Genomic DNA, 16147 nt, shown 5'->3' on the forward strand with positions numbered 1-16147 from the left:
GTCCGCTCGACTTGCATGTATTAGGCACGCCGCCAGCGTTCGTCCTGAGCCAGGATCAAACTCTCCATAAAGATGTTTGATAAAAGCTCATAAAATAAACATTGACGTTTTGTTTTGTTCAGTTTTCAAGGAACAATCTGCTTTAACAGCAACTCAATTAGTATATCATGCTTTTTCATTGCTGTCAATAACTTTTTTTGGAGCGGGTGATGGGAATCGAACCCACGACAACAGCTTGGAAGGCTGTGGTTTTACCACTAAACTACACCCGCGTATTACCAATCGGGAAGACAGGATTCGAACCTGCGACCCCATGGTCCCAAACCATGTGCTCTACCAAGCTGAGCTACTTCCCGATATCATCTTTAATTAAAATGGCGCGCCCAAGAGGAGTCGAACCCCTAACCTTTTGATCCGTAGTCAAACGCTCTATCCAATTGAGCTATGGGCGCATTTATGCGGCCGAGAAGATTCGAACTTCCACGGGATTTAACTCCCACTAGGCCCTCAACCTAGCGCGTCTGCCATTCCGCCACGACCGCGATAAGATACATATTATATTATATCATATACCATTTGAAAGTCAATGGTATATGTTGGAGCGGAAGACGGGATTCGAACCCGCGACCCCCACCTTGGCAAGGTGATGTTCTACCACTGAACTACTTCCGCGAAAAAATACGGGTAAAAGGAGTCAAAGCTCCATGCCTTATGGCGTCACACCCGCATATCATAATGAGCCATGCAGGATTCGAACCTGCGACCCTCTGATTAAAAGTCAGATGCTCTACCAACTGAGCTAATGGCTCACACAAAAATGGCTGGGCCAGCTGGATTCGAACCAACGCATGACGGAGTCAAAGTCCGTTGCCTTACCGCTTGGCTATGGCCCAACAAAATGGCGGTTCCGACGGGAATTGAACCCGCGATCTCCTGCGTGACAGGCAGGCGTGATAACCGCTACACTACGGAACCAAAATGATATAAAATATTCAAATGACCCGTACGGGATTCGAACCCGTGTTACCGCCGTGAAAGGGCGGTGTCTTAACCGCTTGACCAACGGGCCGGTATGCATCTGCTGAATAGACCGGTATTATATGTATGGCGGAGAAGGAGGGATTTGAACCCTCGCGCCGCTTACACGACCTACGCCCTTAGCAGGGGCGCCTCTTCAGCCAACTTGAGTACTTCCCCAAATATGGCTCCGCAGGTAGGATTCGAACCTACGACCGATCGGTTAACAGCCGATTGCTCTACCACTGAGCTACTGCGGAATAGCTAATCATCTTATCGACTCTTAAAATTATACTTACGGAGCCACATGGTGTCAACCCTATTTTTAAATGAATACAGGTAAAAAATGAATAAAATGCCAAAAAAGCTCGCATTGCTGCGTTTTCCGGAGACATGAATGGATGGGGCAATGGTTTGGGGACGATTCATACAATAAGAGTCTTGCCGATTAGAAAACACGGCGATTTAAGATCAGTTTTCCCCCACACTTGCCACATACATAGCGGTTCACATTTACTCTTCTTTTCCGTCTGTATACTATGCCACAGCTGCTGCAAACATATTCATATAGATGTGCGGGACTGTTTGCGGCAGATTGTTTCTGCTGACTGGCCGGCAATGATGAACAGTAGCGGGGAGCACCAACATGCTGCAGAAGTTGTTTGAAGTCCCGATCGCGATGTTGATAGCCTTTCCCTTCCAAATGCAGATGGTAATGGCAAAGCTCATGTTTGATAATCCCAATTAGTTCTTTTTCCCCAAACTCGTTGTAATACTTTTTGTTGATTTCGATATCGTGGCTTTTTAATAGGTATCTTCCTCCGGTGGTGCGTAAACGGGGATTAAAATAGGCATTGTGGCGGAATGGTTTATGAAAGTATTGTAAAGATATTTTTTCTACAAGCTGCTTCAGTTCTGAATCATTCAATGTTTTATTGCCCCCCGTTAAAAAATTGTTTAGCAGGCGTGCTACATCCTTGCCGGGCTTCGGACGCCTTGTCTTCCAGGGGCACTTACTGCCGGCACCCCGGTTTCCGTGTGCCCCGTATGGATCACCGCCAAATCCGGGATTTTATCCTGTTTCGTTTGCCGATTCATCTTGTCTGTTTGGCTTTTTTTCGTCCGCTTCCGTATTTATTCTGCCGGTTTCTGATTTATTTTGCCTTTTCATTACACGTGACAAGTTATTATAACATATACTTTTTTTACAGGGGAAAAGAGATGTTGGCGGGTGGTTTTTGACTCGGGAATATGGGATAAAGGAGCCGATGATCATGCCAATATGGTTTCAAAACCAAATAAGGAAGGCGTTTTGTGAGAAGCGCCGCAGCCAAATCAAGTTGTTGAATGAATGCTGGTTTTTTTATACAGAAAAGAAGATGCCCGATAAGTAATACAGTCGGCATCTTCTTTCGTTTTCGCCAGGTTCGTTATGATGATGGCAGCATGGTCAGCGAGAGCCTGCCTTTTTGGGCATCCACTTTTTCCACCCAGACGGTAACAATGTCCCCTACAGATACGATATCAAGCGGATGCTTTACATAACGATTGCTGAGTTTTGAAATATGGACAAGGCCATCTTCTTTTACTCCGACATCGACAAAGGCGCCGAAGTCAACTACATTCCGGACAGTTCCCTGCATTTCCATGCCCGGTTTCAAGTCTTCCAGCTTGAGAATATCTTTTTTTAATAGGGGTTGCGGGAGTTCGTCGCGCGGGTCGCGGCCGGGGCGCGTTATAGCGTCAAATATATCCCGCAGTGTAAGTTCGCCGATTTCAAGCTTTTCTGCCATTTCGCCAACTGCAAGTTTTTCGAGCGACTCTTTTAACTGTTCTGTTCCGAGGTCAGCAGTGGACATGCCCAACATGTCAAGCAGTTTTCTCACGACCGGATAACTCTCAGGGTGGATTGCTGTTTTATCCAGGGGCTCCGCTCCGTCAGTTACACGGAGGAACCCGATACTTTGTTCATATGTTTTTGCGCCCAGCCGCGGAATTTTTTTCAGCTGCATGCGGTTGGTGAATTTGCCATTTTCTTCTCTGAAGTGGACAATATTGCCTGCCACCGTACTGCTGAGCCCTGATACATATTGCAAGAGCGAAGGTGATGCCGTGTTGACATCGACACCGACCTGGTTAACGGCTGTCTCTACAACGAAGGTAAGGGACCCGTTTAATTTCTTTTGGGAGACATCGTGCTGATACTGGCCGACACCAACGGATTTCGGATCAATTTTCACAAGCTCAGCCAGCGGATCCTGAAGCCTGCGCGCGATGGAAACAGCGCTTCGTTCTTCAACATGCAGATCCGGGAATTCTTTACGCGCCAGGTCTGAAGCAGAGTAGACGCTCGCGCCTGCCTCGTTGACAATGATGTAGGAAACATCTTCATCCACTTCTTTTAAGATGCCTGCAATAAATTGCTCTGTTTCCTGGGAGGCTGTCCCATTTCCAATCGCAATGACTTCAATCTTGAATTTATGAATGATCTCTTTTACAGCTGCTTTTGCTTCTTCCGTTCTTGGTTTTGGAGGATGCGGATAAATTACCCCGATTTTTAAAACTTTTCCTGTTTCATCCACAACAGCCAATTTACAGCCTGTCCGGTATGCAGGGTCGACACCCAGCACCATCTTCCCTTTCAAAGGCGGCTGCAGGAGAAGATTCCGGAGATTTTCCGCAAAAATGTGGATGGCCTGGTCTTCCGCTTTTTCCGTTAATTCGTTTCGTATCTCCCTTTCAATCGCAGGCTGGATTAGCCGTTTATAGCCGTCTTCTACTGCTTCTTTCACAGCATCGGCTGTAATGGATGCATCGTTTTTGACTACTTGCCGGTACAAATAATCGAGAATCCGCGCAGCATCGGCCTGCAGGGAGACGCGGATAATGCCTTCCTTTTCGCCTCTGTTTAGCGCGAGTACGCGGTGAGGCACGACTTTCCGGACAGGTTCCTCATATTCATAATACATTTCGAAGACCTTTTTCGCGTCTTTTTCAGCATCTTTGACTGTACTTGACAGCATCCCTGTTTTAAACGTATAAGAGCGGATCCAGCCGCGGTATTTTGGCTCATCCGATATGATTTCCGCGATAATATCTTTTGCGCCCTGGAGTGCTTCATCGGCAGACTCCACCTGTTTTTCCCCGGACACAAATTCCTGAAGCTTTGCCTTTAGATCACCGGTTTTCGGAAAAGTAAGCATCCATTTTGCAAGCGGCCCGAGCCCTTTTTCCTTGGCAATCGCCGCCTTTGTGCGCCGCTTTTGTTTATAGGGCCGGTATAAATCTTCCACGAGCTGGAGTTTATCGGCAGCTGATATGTTTTGGCGCAGTTCAGCCGTTAATTTTCCCTGTTCCTCAATCAGCCGGATCACTTCTTCTTTGCGCTGTTCCAGATTTTGCAGGTAATTCCAGCGTTCCATGATATCACGGATCTGCACCTCATCAAGGGCCCCTGTCATTTCTTTGCGGTAGCGTGCAATAAATGGCACGGTATTTCCATCTTCCAAAAGGCTGATCACGTTTTTGACCTGTTTTTCGGAAAATTGAAGCTCTTTTACCAGCTGGTGAATCAGCTGTTTATTTTTTTCATCCAAACAAAACACCACATTTCCTGAACAATTTAAAAAGCTGTCTGCTCTTATTTTACCATGGTTTTGTTTTGGAAAAAAATCCATCCCCGAAAGCCGTGCCTGGAACATGGTTATTTAAAAAAAATAAAAAAGCTTGCCTCTTAGTGCAAGCTCCCTATAATAAACGTTGCGTCATCATTTGTCTGCTGCTGTTCTTTCAATCGGTCTGCAATTAGTTCAATGGATTCGCATTTTCTTAAAAACGCCTTTGCATCCCTTTCGTTTACGCCATCTGAATGGATGATAAATTTGGAATCCGGTTCATACGCAAACGTCTGCGTTTTAAAATATTGCGGTTTTCCGGATAAATATCCCGAGATCGGCAGGGGATACGTTAATTTCCCGTCCGGCGAGTAGACATAAAAGCGGATATTGCCGACACAGCTGTAATCGAATTGATGCGTTTTGAAATAGACTTTTAGAATCGCAACAGCTGCCCCTCTTTTTCGGTATAATACATGGTTGCATTCTTTCATTAAGGTGTCTACATCCTCGTCTGATTTTTCTTTTACTGTTCTTGCAACCGCCTGCGATGAGTAATAGGCGTACTCACCGCTGCCCAGTCCATCTGCAAGAACGCATAAAAAATAGTCATCCGTTGCCATCATATAATAGGAATCCCCGCACAATTTTCTGCCGGCTTTAATGGTTTGAAACCCATATACTTCAATTGTTTTTGCGCTAAGATAATTCATTGGTCAGTTCTCCGCATGTTGTAGTTCACCTTCAATGGCGTCTCTTAATTTCTTGATGGCGCGGCGCTGCAGGCGCGAGACATGCATTTGGGAAATTCCCAGCTTTTCGCCTGTATCCTTTTGGCTCATGTTTTCGATATAAGTATATTGAATGATTTGGCGCTCCCGTTCACTGAGCACATGCAGTACATTTTCGAGCACAAGCCGCTGGTCGACTTTTTCATAGCCGTTATCATCGTTTCCAACCATATCCAGCAGGGTAACGGTGCTCCCGTCAGAGTCCGATTCAATCGGATGGTCAACAGACAAAGCATGGTAGCTTTTGCTCATTTCCATTGCTTCCAGTACTTCTTCTTCCGAAATCCCAAGACATTCGGCAATCTCAGCAATTTTCGGTGAACGTTGCAATTCGTTTGTTAATTTTTCAACGGCCGCTTTAATTCTCGGTCCCAATTCTTTGATTCGCCGCGGTACATGAACGCTCCATGTCTTATCTCTGAGAAACCTTTTGATCTCACCGATAATGGTGGGGATTGCAAAGGACTCGAAACTTTTCCCTATACTGGGGTCAAAACGCTGGATCGCGCCAAGCAGCCCGATAACGCCAACTTGAAAGATGTCTTCCTGATAGGCTCTGCCTTTTGAATATTTACGGGCGAGCGACTCTACCAGCTTTTTGTAATGGGTGACCAGAATTTCCTGTGCCTCTTTATCACCGTTTTGTTGATAAGATTGAATGAGTTCATTGACATCAATCTGATCAGGTTGAGGCAGTTTTGACATTCGTCTCCACCTGCTCCCCTTGAAGATACTTGGTCATCATGACGGTAATTCCACTATCATAATGAATGCGGACTTCATCCATTAAACTTTCTATGAGATAGAGACCTAATCCTCCTTCTCTCATAAATTCAATCTGTACATCCTCCGTATACGGGCCCGCTAATTTCCTTGCCTTTTCCAAATCAAAACTTTCTCCCTTGTCGGAGACCATGACTTCAAGGCGGTTGGGGTAAACACTGAAGTCAACATTGACCTCACCGTCTTCATTATCTTTATAAGCATGCTGGACAGCGTTGGTAATGGCCTCGCTCGTTGCAATCTTCAAGTCTTCGATGAGTTCGTAATCAAATCCCATACGGCTTGCAACACCGGAAATCGTAAGGCGAATGACCCCTACATATTCCGCTTTTGCCGGGATTTTCATACTGATGTGATCAAACTCCTCCATTTTTACACTCCACCTTCTATCCCGGTATTGATCTTCATAATGTCAGAAAGGCCTGTGATGTCAAACAATCGTTTTAACCGATCAGAAAGGCCTGTTAACGTGAGGATGCCTTCATTTGCACGTAAATTTTTAAACAAGCCAACGAGAACGCCCAACCCGGTACTATCCATGTAGGCTACTTGAGATAAATCGATGGATACTTCCAGGCCTTTTTTCCCTTCGTATGGTTCAAATGCTTCCCTTAATTTCGGGGCTGTGAATGCGTCGATTTCTCCTGCAACTGTTACATGAACGATATATTGCTCCTCTTGTACATCTATTTTAAAATCCATTTCTTTCACCTCTTTAACATTCATCACTAAACTGGCTTTACCCTGTTCAAACGGGATGCAAACCGATTTATTTTGCCCTTTTTAAAATTAATAAAGTAAAATCATCCCGTAATTGGAATTCCTGCCATCTCTCCAGCTCTTTATAAACCTTTGTAACAATTTGCTGTGCGTTCAAATGTATGTATTTCCGAATCAATTCTGTGATGGTCTCCCTGCTGATAAATCCATCTTTTGTCCGGCATTCCGTTACACCATCAGAAAGCAGCACAATCATATCTCCATCCATCACATTTCTGGCATATTGATGGTATTTCGTCCTTTTCTCTATACCTAAAAGCAGCCCCTTCGCTTCCAAGTCTTCAAACCGGTCTTTTTTCGCGCTATAATAAAAGCCGGGTTCATGTCCGGCAGATGAGTAGGAAAAACGGTGCAGCACAGGATCGTACATGCCGTAAAACATGGTGACAAACATGCTTGGATCCACATTATGCTCGACAACACGATTCAAGTTTTCCAAAATCACATGGGGCTGGTGGCTGTACTCCGGCAAGCTGTCCATCGAATATTTGATCATGGACATGCAAAGCGCTGCCGGGATTCCTTTGCCAATGATATCGGCAATGGCAATGCCGACACAGTGGTTTTCGTCCTCAATAAAATTATAATAATCTCCGCTCATTTGCTTTGCGGGCACGCTGATGACGCCGATATCAACGCCGTCTTGCTGTGGTACATCCGCCCTCAGCAATGTTTGCTGCATATTAGCCGCAATCTCAATTTCGCTTTTCAGTTCTTTTTGTTTATGCCTCAGGCTTTGCTGTTCACGGTATACCAGTCCATAAGCAAGCATGACCTCAAGCAGGACGTCAAACGACTGCTGTACCGTCTTTGACAGATGGGGATCAATTTCCTGCAGAACTGAGCGGTGATACATAATCATTTCTTCCGGGGAAACACGGTTTTCAATTAATTTGCGGCCGAACTTTTCGCACTGGTAAAGCACCTGTTCATTTGGATGCTGCAAATATTGCATCATCATTTCCTTATATTCTTTCTCTAATGTTTCGTTAAAGTCCATACCTTCCCCTCCTAGCGAACCCATTTGACCGCGGTGACAGTCGTGCCTTTCTTCGGATCGGAATCGATATCGAATTCATCCATCAGGCGGCGGACCCCCGGCAAACCAGCTCCCAGCCCCCCGGATGTGGAGTAACCGTCCTCCATCACTTTACGAATATCCGAAATACCCGGCCCGTGGTCTGCAGCAATTACTTTCAGCCCTTTTTTCCCGCCTTGCAAGAGTTTTTCTATCTGTATTTCTCCCTGGCCTGCGTATATAAAGATATTCCGGGCAAGCTCACTAATCGCTGTTGTAATTCTTGCCTGGTCAATAATCCCAAAATTCAATTCTCGCGCAATATTTCTTCCTAATTGCCGGGCTGCCACGATGTCCCATTCGTTTAGAATTTTTACACAGGAATGGTTGTTCATATATTTAATCCTCCAGTTCCTGTTTTAGTTTCTCTAAACCACTTTCAAGATCGAGCGCAGTCAGGACATCTTCCAGTTTAATTCCCAATTCAATCAAAGTAATGGCAACAGCCGGCTGGATGCCTGTTATCACTACCTTTGCACCCAGCATTTTTGCCATATTGACGACATCTCCCAGAACTTTTGCGATAAAGGAATCAATAAAATCGATGGAAGTGATGTCGATGACTACCCCGCTAGCATTTGTTTGATGGATTTTTTGCAGCAGATCTTCCTGGAACTCCAGTGCTGTCTGGTCATCCAGTTCCCATTGGATAGAAATCAGCAGGCAGTTTCCAAGTTTTAAAATTGGTATACGCATTCATCAGCCCTCCCATTTTACAATTTTCCGACCAGTGAGGCGCAGTGCCTCTTCAATTCCCCTTTGCAGTGTGCTGGTTGTCGCCACATGTTTTAAGTCAATTCCCAGATTGACAATGGTTTGTGCAATTTCAGGACGGATGCCAACCAGCATGCATTTCGCGCCGACAAGCCGGACAGCATCCGCCGCCTGGATAATGTGGTGGGCCACGATCGTATCAACAATTGGAACCCCTGTAATATCAATCAGCACGACTTCAGACCGGTTTTTTACCACGCCGTTCAGCAAATTTTCCATAATAAGCCGGGCCCGTTCAGAATCAATGGTCCCCACCAGCGGTAAAACAGATATTTTTTCAAAGACCGGAATGAGAGGAGCGGATAGTTCACGCAGTGCGATTTTCTGGAGTGAAATGGTTTTTTCCCAAATGGTCGCATAGCCATTGACGAACTCATTTTGTACCGAGTTTGTCCAGCCACGGAAAATCTTCCAAAACTCAATTTGTTTTCCGGCCTCAATTTCAGCCTTGCTTGTCATAATTTTTTTATATACAATATCCCCTAAAGTCTGGATACCTGTTGTCACAAAAGTAAGCGGCCACCCGAAAAATACAATCCTTTCAGCGAATTCGCCCAGCTGTTTTTCATATTCATGGTTCGTTTTTGTTAAGCGGGCAAGAATGACTTCCACAAAATCCTGGCTTGTTTTGTTAAAAACGCTGCCCGAGTTGAATTGAAAAACCTGTTCATCGCTTTTCGATTTCATGGCTTTCATCCACTCTTCCAATATTTCATCTTTATGCTTTGGGATATACTCTGCAAGATACTGTTGCATGACAGCCTCTCTCCTATCCAAATTATTAAGGCCTTCATTCAGGCAGCATTACTGCATCCGCCGGTTTTCCGGCAGGTGCTGCATCCATTTTTGCTACTGCAGGCTGCTATGTTTCCCGCACTTTTATGATGAGCACCCGTGTTTGATGATCGCAGTACGTCTGATCCCCGGCAAGCTGAAACCTTTCATCTACTATTCTTATAAAAAGAGATTTACATATATATGATGCTATTATATCTTTTTCAAGGTGCGGACGGTTACCGGTTTTATGTAAGTTTCTCATGAAATATCCGGGATGGGCAAATTTTTTAGCTGATTATTTATTATTTTGTTTATTTTTTATAGGGGAATAACTTTATTTTAATACCTCTACCGCAATATTTTAAACCCGCGTTTATCAAAAAAACGCCCCTAAAAAGAGCGTCATTAGAATTCTATCAAGCCCAGGCTGATTTGAAGGGCATCGTCAATCTTTTCCATCATTTCTTCGTCAAGATGCGTGATTTTATCCGTTAAGCGCTGTTTGTCAATTGTACGAATTTGTTCGAGTAAAATAACAGAATCACGTTCAAAGCCGTAACGCTTTGCATCAATTTCAACATGTGTAGGCAATTTAGCTTTTTGGATTTGCGCTGTAATAGCAGCAACAATTACAGTGGGACTGAAACGATTCCCAATGTCGTTTTGCAAAACGAGTACCGGACGCACACCGCCTTGTTCAGAACCAACAACAGGAGAAAGGTCAGCAAAGTACACGTCTCCACGCTTAACAATCAAAGGATTACCCCCCGCTTACTAAGCTTTCAACGGTATGTTCTGCTTCGTATTCAGCTTGAATCGCTTCTGAGGCAATCGCTAAATTGATTTTTGCCATTTCCATGTAACCGCGGCGCATTGTTTCGCGGATTTGACGTTTTTTCCGTTCTTTTAAATACATTTTCGTAGCGCGGTAAATTAATTCGTTACGATTCATATTCTCGGTTTCAGCAAATCCATCTAATTCTGTTAACAGCTGTTGCGGCAACCGGATTAAAATTTCTGTTGAAATGGATTCAGACACCTGCTACACCTCCACACACACTAGACACCGTTTCGAATTCCGTTCCAATCTAATCATAACATCAATTTAACTATATGCAAAGATCAAATCGCCATTCCTATCTATTATCGGCAAAAAAATCAGGCAAATATTCAAGATTCGCCAAAGAATTTCTATTTTGCCAGCAGAAAATTCAGCACTTTGGTCACCTTTTGCCCTTTTTGCATGAAAATCCGCGGAACACGGGCTGAAATGGAACAGGTCACTTCATAATTGATGGTTTCCAGTTTTTCAGCGATTTCATCTACTGATACCAAGTATTCTCCCTGCCGGCCGATCAAGACAGCTTCCGTCCCGACAGGCACTGCATGCGGCAGTTTCACCATGCATTGATCCATGCAAATTCTTCCGACAATGGGGGCTTTTTCTCCGCCGACAATCACTTCCTGGCCCTGTAATTTCCGGATCCAGCCGTCCGCGTAACCAATCGGCAGTGTTGCAATCCACTCATCCTGGTCAGCCGTATAGGTTGCCCCGTAACTAACGGTATCGCCGGTATGAATTTGTTTCACATGTGTCACTTTCGTATGCAGCGAAAAAGCTTCCTTTAAAGGAAACGGCAAAATTGCCTTCATTTCAGGAGATGGTGCCAAACCGTACATCACAATCCCAAGCCGCACAGCATTAAACGGCGTCTGGTCAAATCTTAAAGCGGCTGCGCTATTGGCACAATGCACAAACGGCGGGCGGGTTCCAAGGCTTTCGACCATTTCGCGGAAACGGCTGTACTGTTTTTCGTATAAGGCCGTGTCGATTTCATCCGCTGTTGCAAAATGGGTGAAAATCCCGTCAAAAGAAAAACAGGTTTCGCTTTCAATCAGCTTTTCCACCGCTTTTAGTTCTTCCGTGCTTCTGACGCCGATTCTCCCCATGCCTGTATCGCATTTGATATGGACAGACAGTTTCTGCCCGCCTAAATGTTGACGCGCCTCCGTGAGCCAATCTGTTTGAAAGACTGTGAGCGATACCGCGTTTTCAGCCGCAATGGGCGCATCTTGCGGGCGGGCTGCACCCAAAACCAAAATGGGCGCCCTGATGCCATCGTTTCTAAGCGCCAGTGCTTCGTCAAGAAAGGCTACCGCCAAACCGGAGGCCCCTGAGGCAAGCGCGGTTTTTGCAACCTCATAAGCCCCATGCCCGTAAGCATTTGCTTTCACGACAGCAATGATGGCTGTTTGTTTTGGCAGTCTCTTACGTACGTTTTTAATGTTTTCTTCTATAGCATCCAATTGGACTTCGACCCATGTATCCCGGTAAAAAGGATCTGATCCCCTCATGACTACACTTCCCTTTTCAATTTCGCCATTATACTGATTATCGAACGCAAGAGAAGCATTGTCAATTGTTTTTAAAAGGAAAAAAGCCTCCCCCGCTTTTGTAAACTTGTTACGAAAAGCGGGGGAAGGCCCTATTTTTCCGGGTCGCCCTGTACGGATTGGGCAACTTTTATCATCTCTGCCGCTGTCAGGTTTTTGGATGCAAGTGTATAGTCGACCCCGTCTTCCGTCCAGGTAATGGAATCGTCTGTCATTGTGCCAATGGCGAATCCGAGATCAATGATATTGCCGGCTGCAGGAATGGCGTCCATCGCAGCTGTCGGAAGCACTTCCGCTTTTTCCTGAATCAGTGTGAATGACTTATCGCCGGTATACGTTAGTACCGCACGTTTGCCATTTGCTGTTGCCACCTCTTTTTCATCCAGCAGCGTGGTATGGCCGATTTTCGCAGTCGGGTATTTGACTGAGAACTCTTTGCTGCCGGCTTTTGCGTCAACCGGAATTTCAAGTTTTGCGCTGGTCATATTCTTCTTCGTGTCAAACGCATTGTTGTCGAACTTTGCATGAAAATCGACTTTTGTGAACAGGACTTTTACCAATGTATTGCGGTCTGTATCCATTACTTTGACACTCACCGGTTCCAGTGTTCTTTTATTGAATGTGATTTCCTGGTACGGCAGCATTTTATGGTTTTGGTAACGTGTTTTCGTTTCAAATACATATTGATTTTTCTTCACTGTTAATTTGGCATTTTTGTCTTCTAAAATATCTTTTACAAGTGATTCATAAAGATAGGCCTGGCTTGTATTATCCGGCCACTCACTTTGGAATTTGTAACTCTTATTTAAAGCCGGCGTGACAACAAAAACCCCTTCTTTATTGCGCAAAATCATTTGGCTTTGGCCTTTACCGCTGTTTTTCAAGTTCACGCGGTAATAGCTCGGCTGGTTATGCCATACTTCAATATCATAGGTTCGCGGCTCATTTCCTGTCTTTAATGTCATTTTTGCGTTCAGCTTATAGCCGTCCACTTCCGCTGCTTTTTCTTTTAACTTTGAAGTGACATCCTGCGGCGATTTTGCACCGCAGGCCGAAAGTGTGAATATCGCTGTCAAGGCTGCGATCAGTAACCAATACTTTCTCTTCATCCTTTCAACCCCTTTATTGTCTCATTTCATTGTTTTATGAAGAGAAAGGCATGCCCGTCGTTCAGATCCAAGCCTTGTCTCTCCTCTCTTACTCAGAATATATGAGACAACCTCCGTGGATATGAACAGGAAATGAAGAAAAGGTTTTAAGGAATGCTGATGGCGTTTACAGCCGGACAGGAGGATGGCAGGATGTTTTTTCTGTTGGTTATGCTTCTATAATCACCTGGGCAAATGCATATTCACGGCTGTGTGTGATCGACAAGTGAAAGGCTTCTCCCGCTGGTTTTGAAAAATAAGGCCGTCCCTTCCCGTCTTTTTCAATTTCAATATCCTGAAACGAGCATTCGCTGCCAATCCCTGTTCCAAGCGCTTTTGAGAAGGCTTCCTTAGCCGCAAACCGCCCTGACAAAAATTCAATTTTTCTTTGCCCGATTAACGAATTAAATGTCTTATATTCCGCATCTGTTAAAACTCTTTTCGGAAAACGCGGCTGTCTTTCATATATTTTCTTCATTCTTTCAAGCTCCACAATATCAATTCCAATCCCTTTGATCATACAGTCCACCTCCCCGGCATAATGTTTAGATAAGGCTTTTCCACATGAAAGGAGCATTTTTATGTTTATCCGCCCTGTCCGGTTGTCTGCTCTTATACAGTATTATCCTGTTGCATTTGCGATTGTTTTCATCCAGTGTGTGCTCTTTATGGTGATGCAGCTGCCTTTCTTTCCAAACCAAGGGATTTACCAGGGATTAACCGGTGTGAATCTGTATATTGCCCAGGGGGAAGTTTGGCGCCTGATATCCCCTGTTTTTGTCCACATTCATTTCAGCCACCTGCTCTTGAATTCCTTTTCAATTTTACTGCTCGGGCCGTTTCTGGAGCATTATTTCGGCAAATGGAAATTCAGCATCCTTTACTTCGGAAGCGGGATCATTGCCAATGGGATGACTTTCCTTCTCCTTCCGCTCACTTATCACCATGCCGGTGCAAGCGGAGCCATTTTCGGCCTCTTAGGATGCTATTTGGCATTTCTTTATGTTTTTAAGCAGTCCATGCCAAAAACGCGCCAGCAAACCATTTTGATTGTGATCAGTTTTACCATGCTGACAGCACTGCTGCAGCCCGGCACCAATACCGTCGCCCATCTTTCCGGTTTTATTGGCGGTGTTGCGCTTGGCCTCCTCATTTTAAAGCTTAAAAAAGGGACAGCTTCTTTGCTTAAATAAGAAAAAGCAACGGATCCGTCCATTGCTTTTTTCCTCTAATATGATGTAGACAGCCTATCGCTTACCCTTTTGGCCCTGCCTTTAGTTTTTTAATATGGTTTTCTGCTTGTTGTCGTTCTTCTTGGCTTTCTTCCTTTATTATAACCGTGGGATGAAGATTTTCCTCTCCTGTTATGGTTATCCTTTTTGTGCGGAAGCGGACGCTCTTCTGAAATATGGACCGGCGTTTTGTCCGGCTCTTTTGTCATCAGCTTCAGGGCGGCGGCTGTTACCTGCTGCGGATCATACTCATCAAGTAATTCTTTTGCCACTGCCAGATACTCATCAACATTGCCCTCTTTAATGGTATCCTTGATGCGATCCATCGACATGCGCTGCTGGCCTTCAAACGCTTCGTTCCAGGTAGGCGGGCGCATCGGCAGCATTCTCTTTCTCGTTGTTTGTTCAACAATTTTAAGATAGCCCATTTCACGCGGTGTAACAAAGGTTATCGCCATGCCTTCTTTTCCGGCACGACCCGTCCTTCCGATGCGGTGAACATACGATTCCGGGTCTTGCGGAATATCATAGTTGTATACATGTGTAACACCGGAAATATCCAAACCGCGGGCTGCAACATCCGTAGCAACCAGAACGTCAACCTTTCCTTCTTTAAACTTTCTTAATACAGATAAGCGTTTTGCCTGGCTTAAATCACCGTGTATCCCTTCTGCAAGATACCCGCGCAAGTTCAGGGCATTCGCCAGTTCATCCACTCTGCGTTTCGTCCGGCCGAAGACGATGGCAAGTTCAGGGGACTGCACATCCAGCAAACGTGAAAGCACATCGAATTTTTCGCGTTCATGCACTTTAACGTAGTGCTGTTCAATCAGCGGTACCGTCATTTCTTTTGCTTTTACGCGGACAAGTTCCGGATGATGCATGAACCGCTCAGCAATTTTGCGGATCGGTTCCGGCATTGTCGCAGAAAACAACATGGTATGGCGTTCCTCAGGGACAGAAGACAGGATCGCTTCAATATCCTCAATGAATCCCATATTCAACATTTCGTCCGCTTCGTCTATGACTAGTGTGTGCACCTGGTCAAGCTTAAGTGTCCGCCGTTTGATATGGTCAAGCATCCGCCCCGGTGTCCCGACAATAATTTGCGGGTGATTTTTAAGGGCGCGGATCTGGCGCTGAATATCCTGGCCGCCATACACCGCCAGCACACGGATACGGGAATCCCGGCCGATCCGGTATAACTCTTCCGAAACCTGGATAGCAAGTTCCCGCGTCGGTGCGATAATCAAACTTTGTATATGGTGGCTTCTATGGTCAATCTTCTCAATCAGCGGAATTCCGAATGCGGCTGTTTTACCGGTACCTGTCTGTGCCTGGCCGATAATGTCTTTTCCTTCCATACTGAGTGGAATCGTTGCTGCTTGTATCGGTGATGCTTCTTCAAAGCCCATTCTTTTTACAGCTTTTAAAATCGCCGGGCTCAAATTCAGTTCTGAAAACTTCGTCAATGCTTCTCAATCTCCTTCTTAACGTTCAACAGGGCCATATTCTCCCTATAGGGTTATTCCCATTCTTACAAAAAAATATACTCATACGAGTAGTTTCACCTAAAAGCGTAAACGATGTACGGTAATCGTAACATGAATAAGCGAGGATTTCAATGCATATGGGCCGACAGCTGCAATTACCTGAAAAAAATCTTACCCCAATCTTAACAGGCAGAAGCCCAACCGTTATGATTCAAGAAATGAAGAATTTAGTCGTACAAGCCGCCCATCTTGAATAGTATATACAA

General features: G+C 45.0%; 19 protein-coding genes, 11 tRNA genes and 1 rRNA gene. 3 read left to right on the top strand and 28 right to left on the bottom strand.

Features of this window, described 5'->3' with window-relative positions; genetic code table 11:
* The 13 genes from C232_RS0113785 to C232_RS0113845 all read right to left on the bottom strand — a co-directional run.
* Positions 1-71: ribosomal RNA gene (locus C232_RS0113785) — 16S ribosomal RNA — on the bottom strand; the annotation flags it as partial.
* 127 nt (positions 72-198) lie between these two features.
* Positions 199-272 (bottom strand) — tRNA-Gly (locus C232_RS0113790).
* Between the two features lie 10 nt (positions 273-282).
* A tRNA-Pro gene (locus C232_RS0113795) sits at positions 283-356 on the bottom strand.
* Positions 357-375: 19 nt separating this feature from the next.
* A tRNA-Arg gene (locus C232_RS0113800) sits at positions 376-452 on the bottom strand.
* A 5-nt stretch (positions 453-457) separates the two neighbouring features.
* Positions 458-542: transfer RNA gene (locus tag C232_RS0113805), tRNA-Leu, on the bottom strand.
* A gap of 55 nt (positions 543-597) precedes the next feature.
* Positions 598-672: transfer RNA gene (locus C232_RS0113810), tRNA-Gly, on the bottom strand.
* Positions 673-736: 64 nt separating this feature from the next.
* Positions 737-809 (bottom strand) — tRNA-Lys (locus C232_RS0113815).
* Between the two features lie 9 nt (positions 810-818).
* Positions 819-893, bottom strand: a tRNA-Gln gene (locus C232_RS0113820).
* A gap of 6 nt (positions 894-899) precedes the next feature.
* Positions 900-975: transfer RNA gene (locus C232_RS0113825), tRNA-Asp, on the bottom strand.
* Positions 976-997: 22 nt separating this feature from the next.
* Positions 998-1069 (bottom strand) — tRNA-Glu (locus C232_RS0113830).
* A 36-nt stretch (positions 1070-1105) separates the two neighbouring features.
* Positions 1106-1197: transfer RNA gene (locus C232_RS0113835), tRNA-Ser, on the bottom strand.
* 5 nt (positions 1198-1202) lie between these two features.
* Positions 1203-1277, bottom strand: a tRNA-Asn gene (locus tag C232_RS0113840).
* A 188-nt stretch (positions 1278-1465) separates the two neighbouring features.
* Positions 1466-1945 carry a SprT family protein gene (locus tag C232_RS0113845; protein ID WP_018664749.1) on the bottom strand — a complete coding sequence of 160 codons (480 nt, stop codon included), beginning with the start codon at positions 1943-1945 and terminating at the stop codon, positions 1466-1468.
* Positions 1946-2291: 346 nt separating this feature from the next.
* On the opposite strand from C232_RS0113845, the gene cmpA reads away from it, so the two are divergent.
* Complete coding sequence (cmpA, locus tag C232_RS19870; RefSeq protein ID WP_018664751.1) at positions 2292-2411, top strand: cortex morphogenetic protein CmpA; 120 nt, start codon at positions 2292-2294, stop codon at positions 2409-2411.
* Between the two features lie 36 nt (positions 2412-2447).
* Here cmpA and C232_RS0113860 read toward each other — a convergent pair whose 3' ends face one another.
* The 14 genes from C232_RS0113860 to acpS all read right to left on the bottom strand — a co-directional run bounded on the left by C232_RS0113860 (position 2448) and on the right by acpS (position 13676).
* Positions 2448-4625: a Tex family protein gene (locus tag C232_RS0113860; RefSeq protein WP_026314611.1), complete on the bottom strand. Its 2178-nt coding sequence runs from the start codon at positions 4623-4625 to the stop codon at positions 2448-2450.
* A gap of 125 nt (positions 4626-4750) precedes the next feature.
* Positions 4751-5344: a PP2C family serine/threonine-protein phosphatase gene (locus C232_RS0113865; RefSeq protein ID WP_018664753.1), complete on the bottom strand. Its 594-nt coding sequence runs from the start codon at positions 5342-5344 to the stop codon at positions 4751-4753.
* Positions 5345-5347: 3 nt separating this feature from the next.
* Positions 5348-6127, bottom strand: a complete 780-nt coding sequence (gene sigB, locus C232_RS0113870; RefSeq protein ID WP_018664754.1) for an RNA polymerase sigma factor SigB — start codon at positions 6125-6127, stop codon at positions 5348-5350.
* Positions 6105-6575, bottom strand: a complete 471-nt coding sequence (gene rsbW, locus C232_RS0113875) for an anti-sigma B factor RsbW (RefSeq protein WP_018664755.1) — start codon at positions 6573-6575, stop codon at positions 6105-6107. Before rsbW ends, sigB begins: the two co-directional genes overlap by 23 nt.
* Positions 6576-6577: 2 nt before the next feature.
* Positions 6578-6907 (bottom strand): STAS domain-containing protein, encoded by a 330-nt coding sequence (locus C232_RS0113880; protein ID WP_018664756.1) that lies wholly within the window; start codon positions 6905-6907, stop codon positions 6578-6580.
* 67 nt (positions 6908-6974) lie between these two features.
* The gene (locus tag C232_RS0113885) at positions 6975-7985 is read right to left on the bottom strand and encodes a PP2C family protein-serine/threonine phosphatase (protein ID WP_018664757.1); all 1011 of its coding nucleotides are present in this window, start codon (positions 7983-7985) and stop codon (positions 6975-6977) included.
* An 11-nt stretch (positions 7986-7996) separates the two neighbouring features.
* Positions 7997-8398 (bottom strand): anti-sigma regulatory factor, encoded by a 402-nt coding sequence (locus C232_RS0113890; RefSeq protein WP_018664758.1) that lies wholly within the window; start codon positions 8396-8398, stop codon positions 7997-7999.
* Positions 8399-8402: 4 nt separating this feature from the next.
* A complete protein-coding gene (locus tag C232_RS0113895; RefSeq protein WP_018664759.1) occupies positions 8403-8759 on the bottom strand; it encodes an STAS domain-containing protein in 357 nt (118 codons plus the stop codon).
* A gap of 3 nt (positions 8760-8762) precedes the next feature.
* Complete coding sequence (locus C232_RS0113900) at positions 8763-9593, bottom strand: RsbT co-antagonist protein RsbRA (protein WP_018664760.1); 831 nt, start codon at positions 9591-9593, stop codon at positions 8763-8765.
* Between the two features lie 426 nt (positions 9594-10019).
* Complete coding sequence (locus tag C232_RS0113905; protein ID WP_018664761.1) at positions 10020-10370, bottom strand: type II toxin-antitoxin system PemK/MazF family toxin; 351 nt, start codon at positions 10368-10370, stop codon at positions 10020-10022.
* Positions 10371-10374: 4 nt separating this feature from the next.
* Positions 10375-10653, bottom strand: coding sequence for a CopG family ribbon-helix-helix protein (locus C232_RS0113910; RefSeq protein WP_018664762.1), 279 nt, complete (start codon positions 10651-10653; stop codon positions 10375-10377).
* Between the two features lie 152 nt (positions 10654-10805).
* Entirely contained in the window at positions 10806-11969 is a 1164-nt protein-coding gene (gene alr, locus C232_RS0113915; protein WP_018664763.1) for an alanine racemase, read from the bottom strand.
* 131 nt (positions 11970-12100) lie between these two features.
* Positions 12101-13117 (bottom strand): LolA family protein, encoded by a 1017-nt coding sequence (locus tag C232_RS0113920; protein WP_018664764.1) that lies wholly within the window; start codon positions 13115-13117, stop codon positions 12101-12103.
* A 208-nt stretch (positions 13118-13325) separates the two neighbouring features.
* Positions 13326-13676 carry a holo-ACP synthase gene (gene acpS / locus C232_RS0113925; protein ID WP_018664765.1) on the bottom strand — a complete coding sequence of 117 codons (351 nt, stop codon included), beginning with the start codon at positions 13674-13676 and terminating at the stop codon, positions 13326-13328.
* Positions 13677-13737: 61 nt separating this feature from the next.
* On the opposite strand from acpS, the gene C232_RS0113930 reads away from it, so the two are divergent.
* Positions 13738-14349: a rhomboid family intramembrane serine protease gene (locus C232_RS0113930; protein ID WP_018664766.1), complete on the top strand. Its 612-nt coding sequence runs from the start codon at positions 13738-13740 to the stop codon at positions 14347-14349.
* Between the two features lie 89 nt (positions 14350-14438).
* On the opposite strand, the gene cshA is transcribed toward C232_RS0113930, so the two are convergent.
* On the bottom strand, positions 14439-15860 hold the full coding sequence (cshA, locus tag C232_RS0113935; protein ID WP_018664767.1) for a degradosome RNA helicase CshA: 1422 nt from the start codon (positions 15858-15860) through the stop codon (positions 14439-14441).
* Between the two features lie 152 nt (positions 15861-16012).
* Between cshA and C232_RS20405 the strand changes: the two genes are divergently transcribed.
* Positions 16013-16138, top strand: a complete 126-nt coding sequence (locus C232_RS20405) for a hypothetical protein (protein ID WP_268869209.1) — start codon at positions 16013-16015, stop codon at positions 16136-16138.
* The last annotated feature ends 9 nt before the right edge of the window (positions 16139-16147 follow it).

It is taken from the genome of Heyndrickxia acidiproducens DSM 23148 (assembly GCF_000374345.1).
Classification (GTDB): Bacteria; Bacillota; Bacilli; order Bacillales; family Bacillaceae_C; genus Weizmannia; species Weizmannia acidiproducens.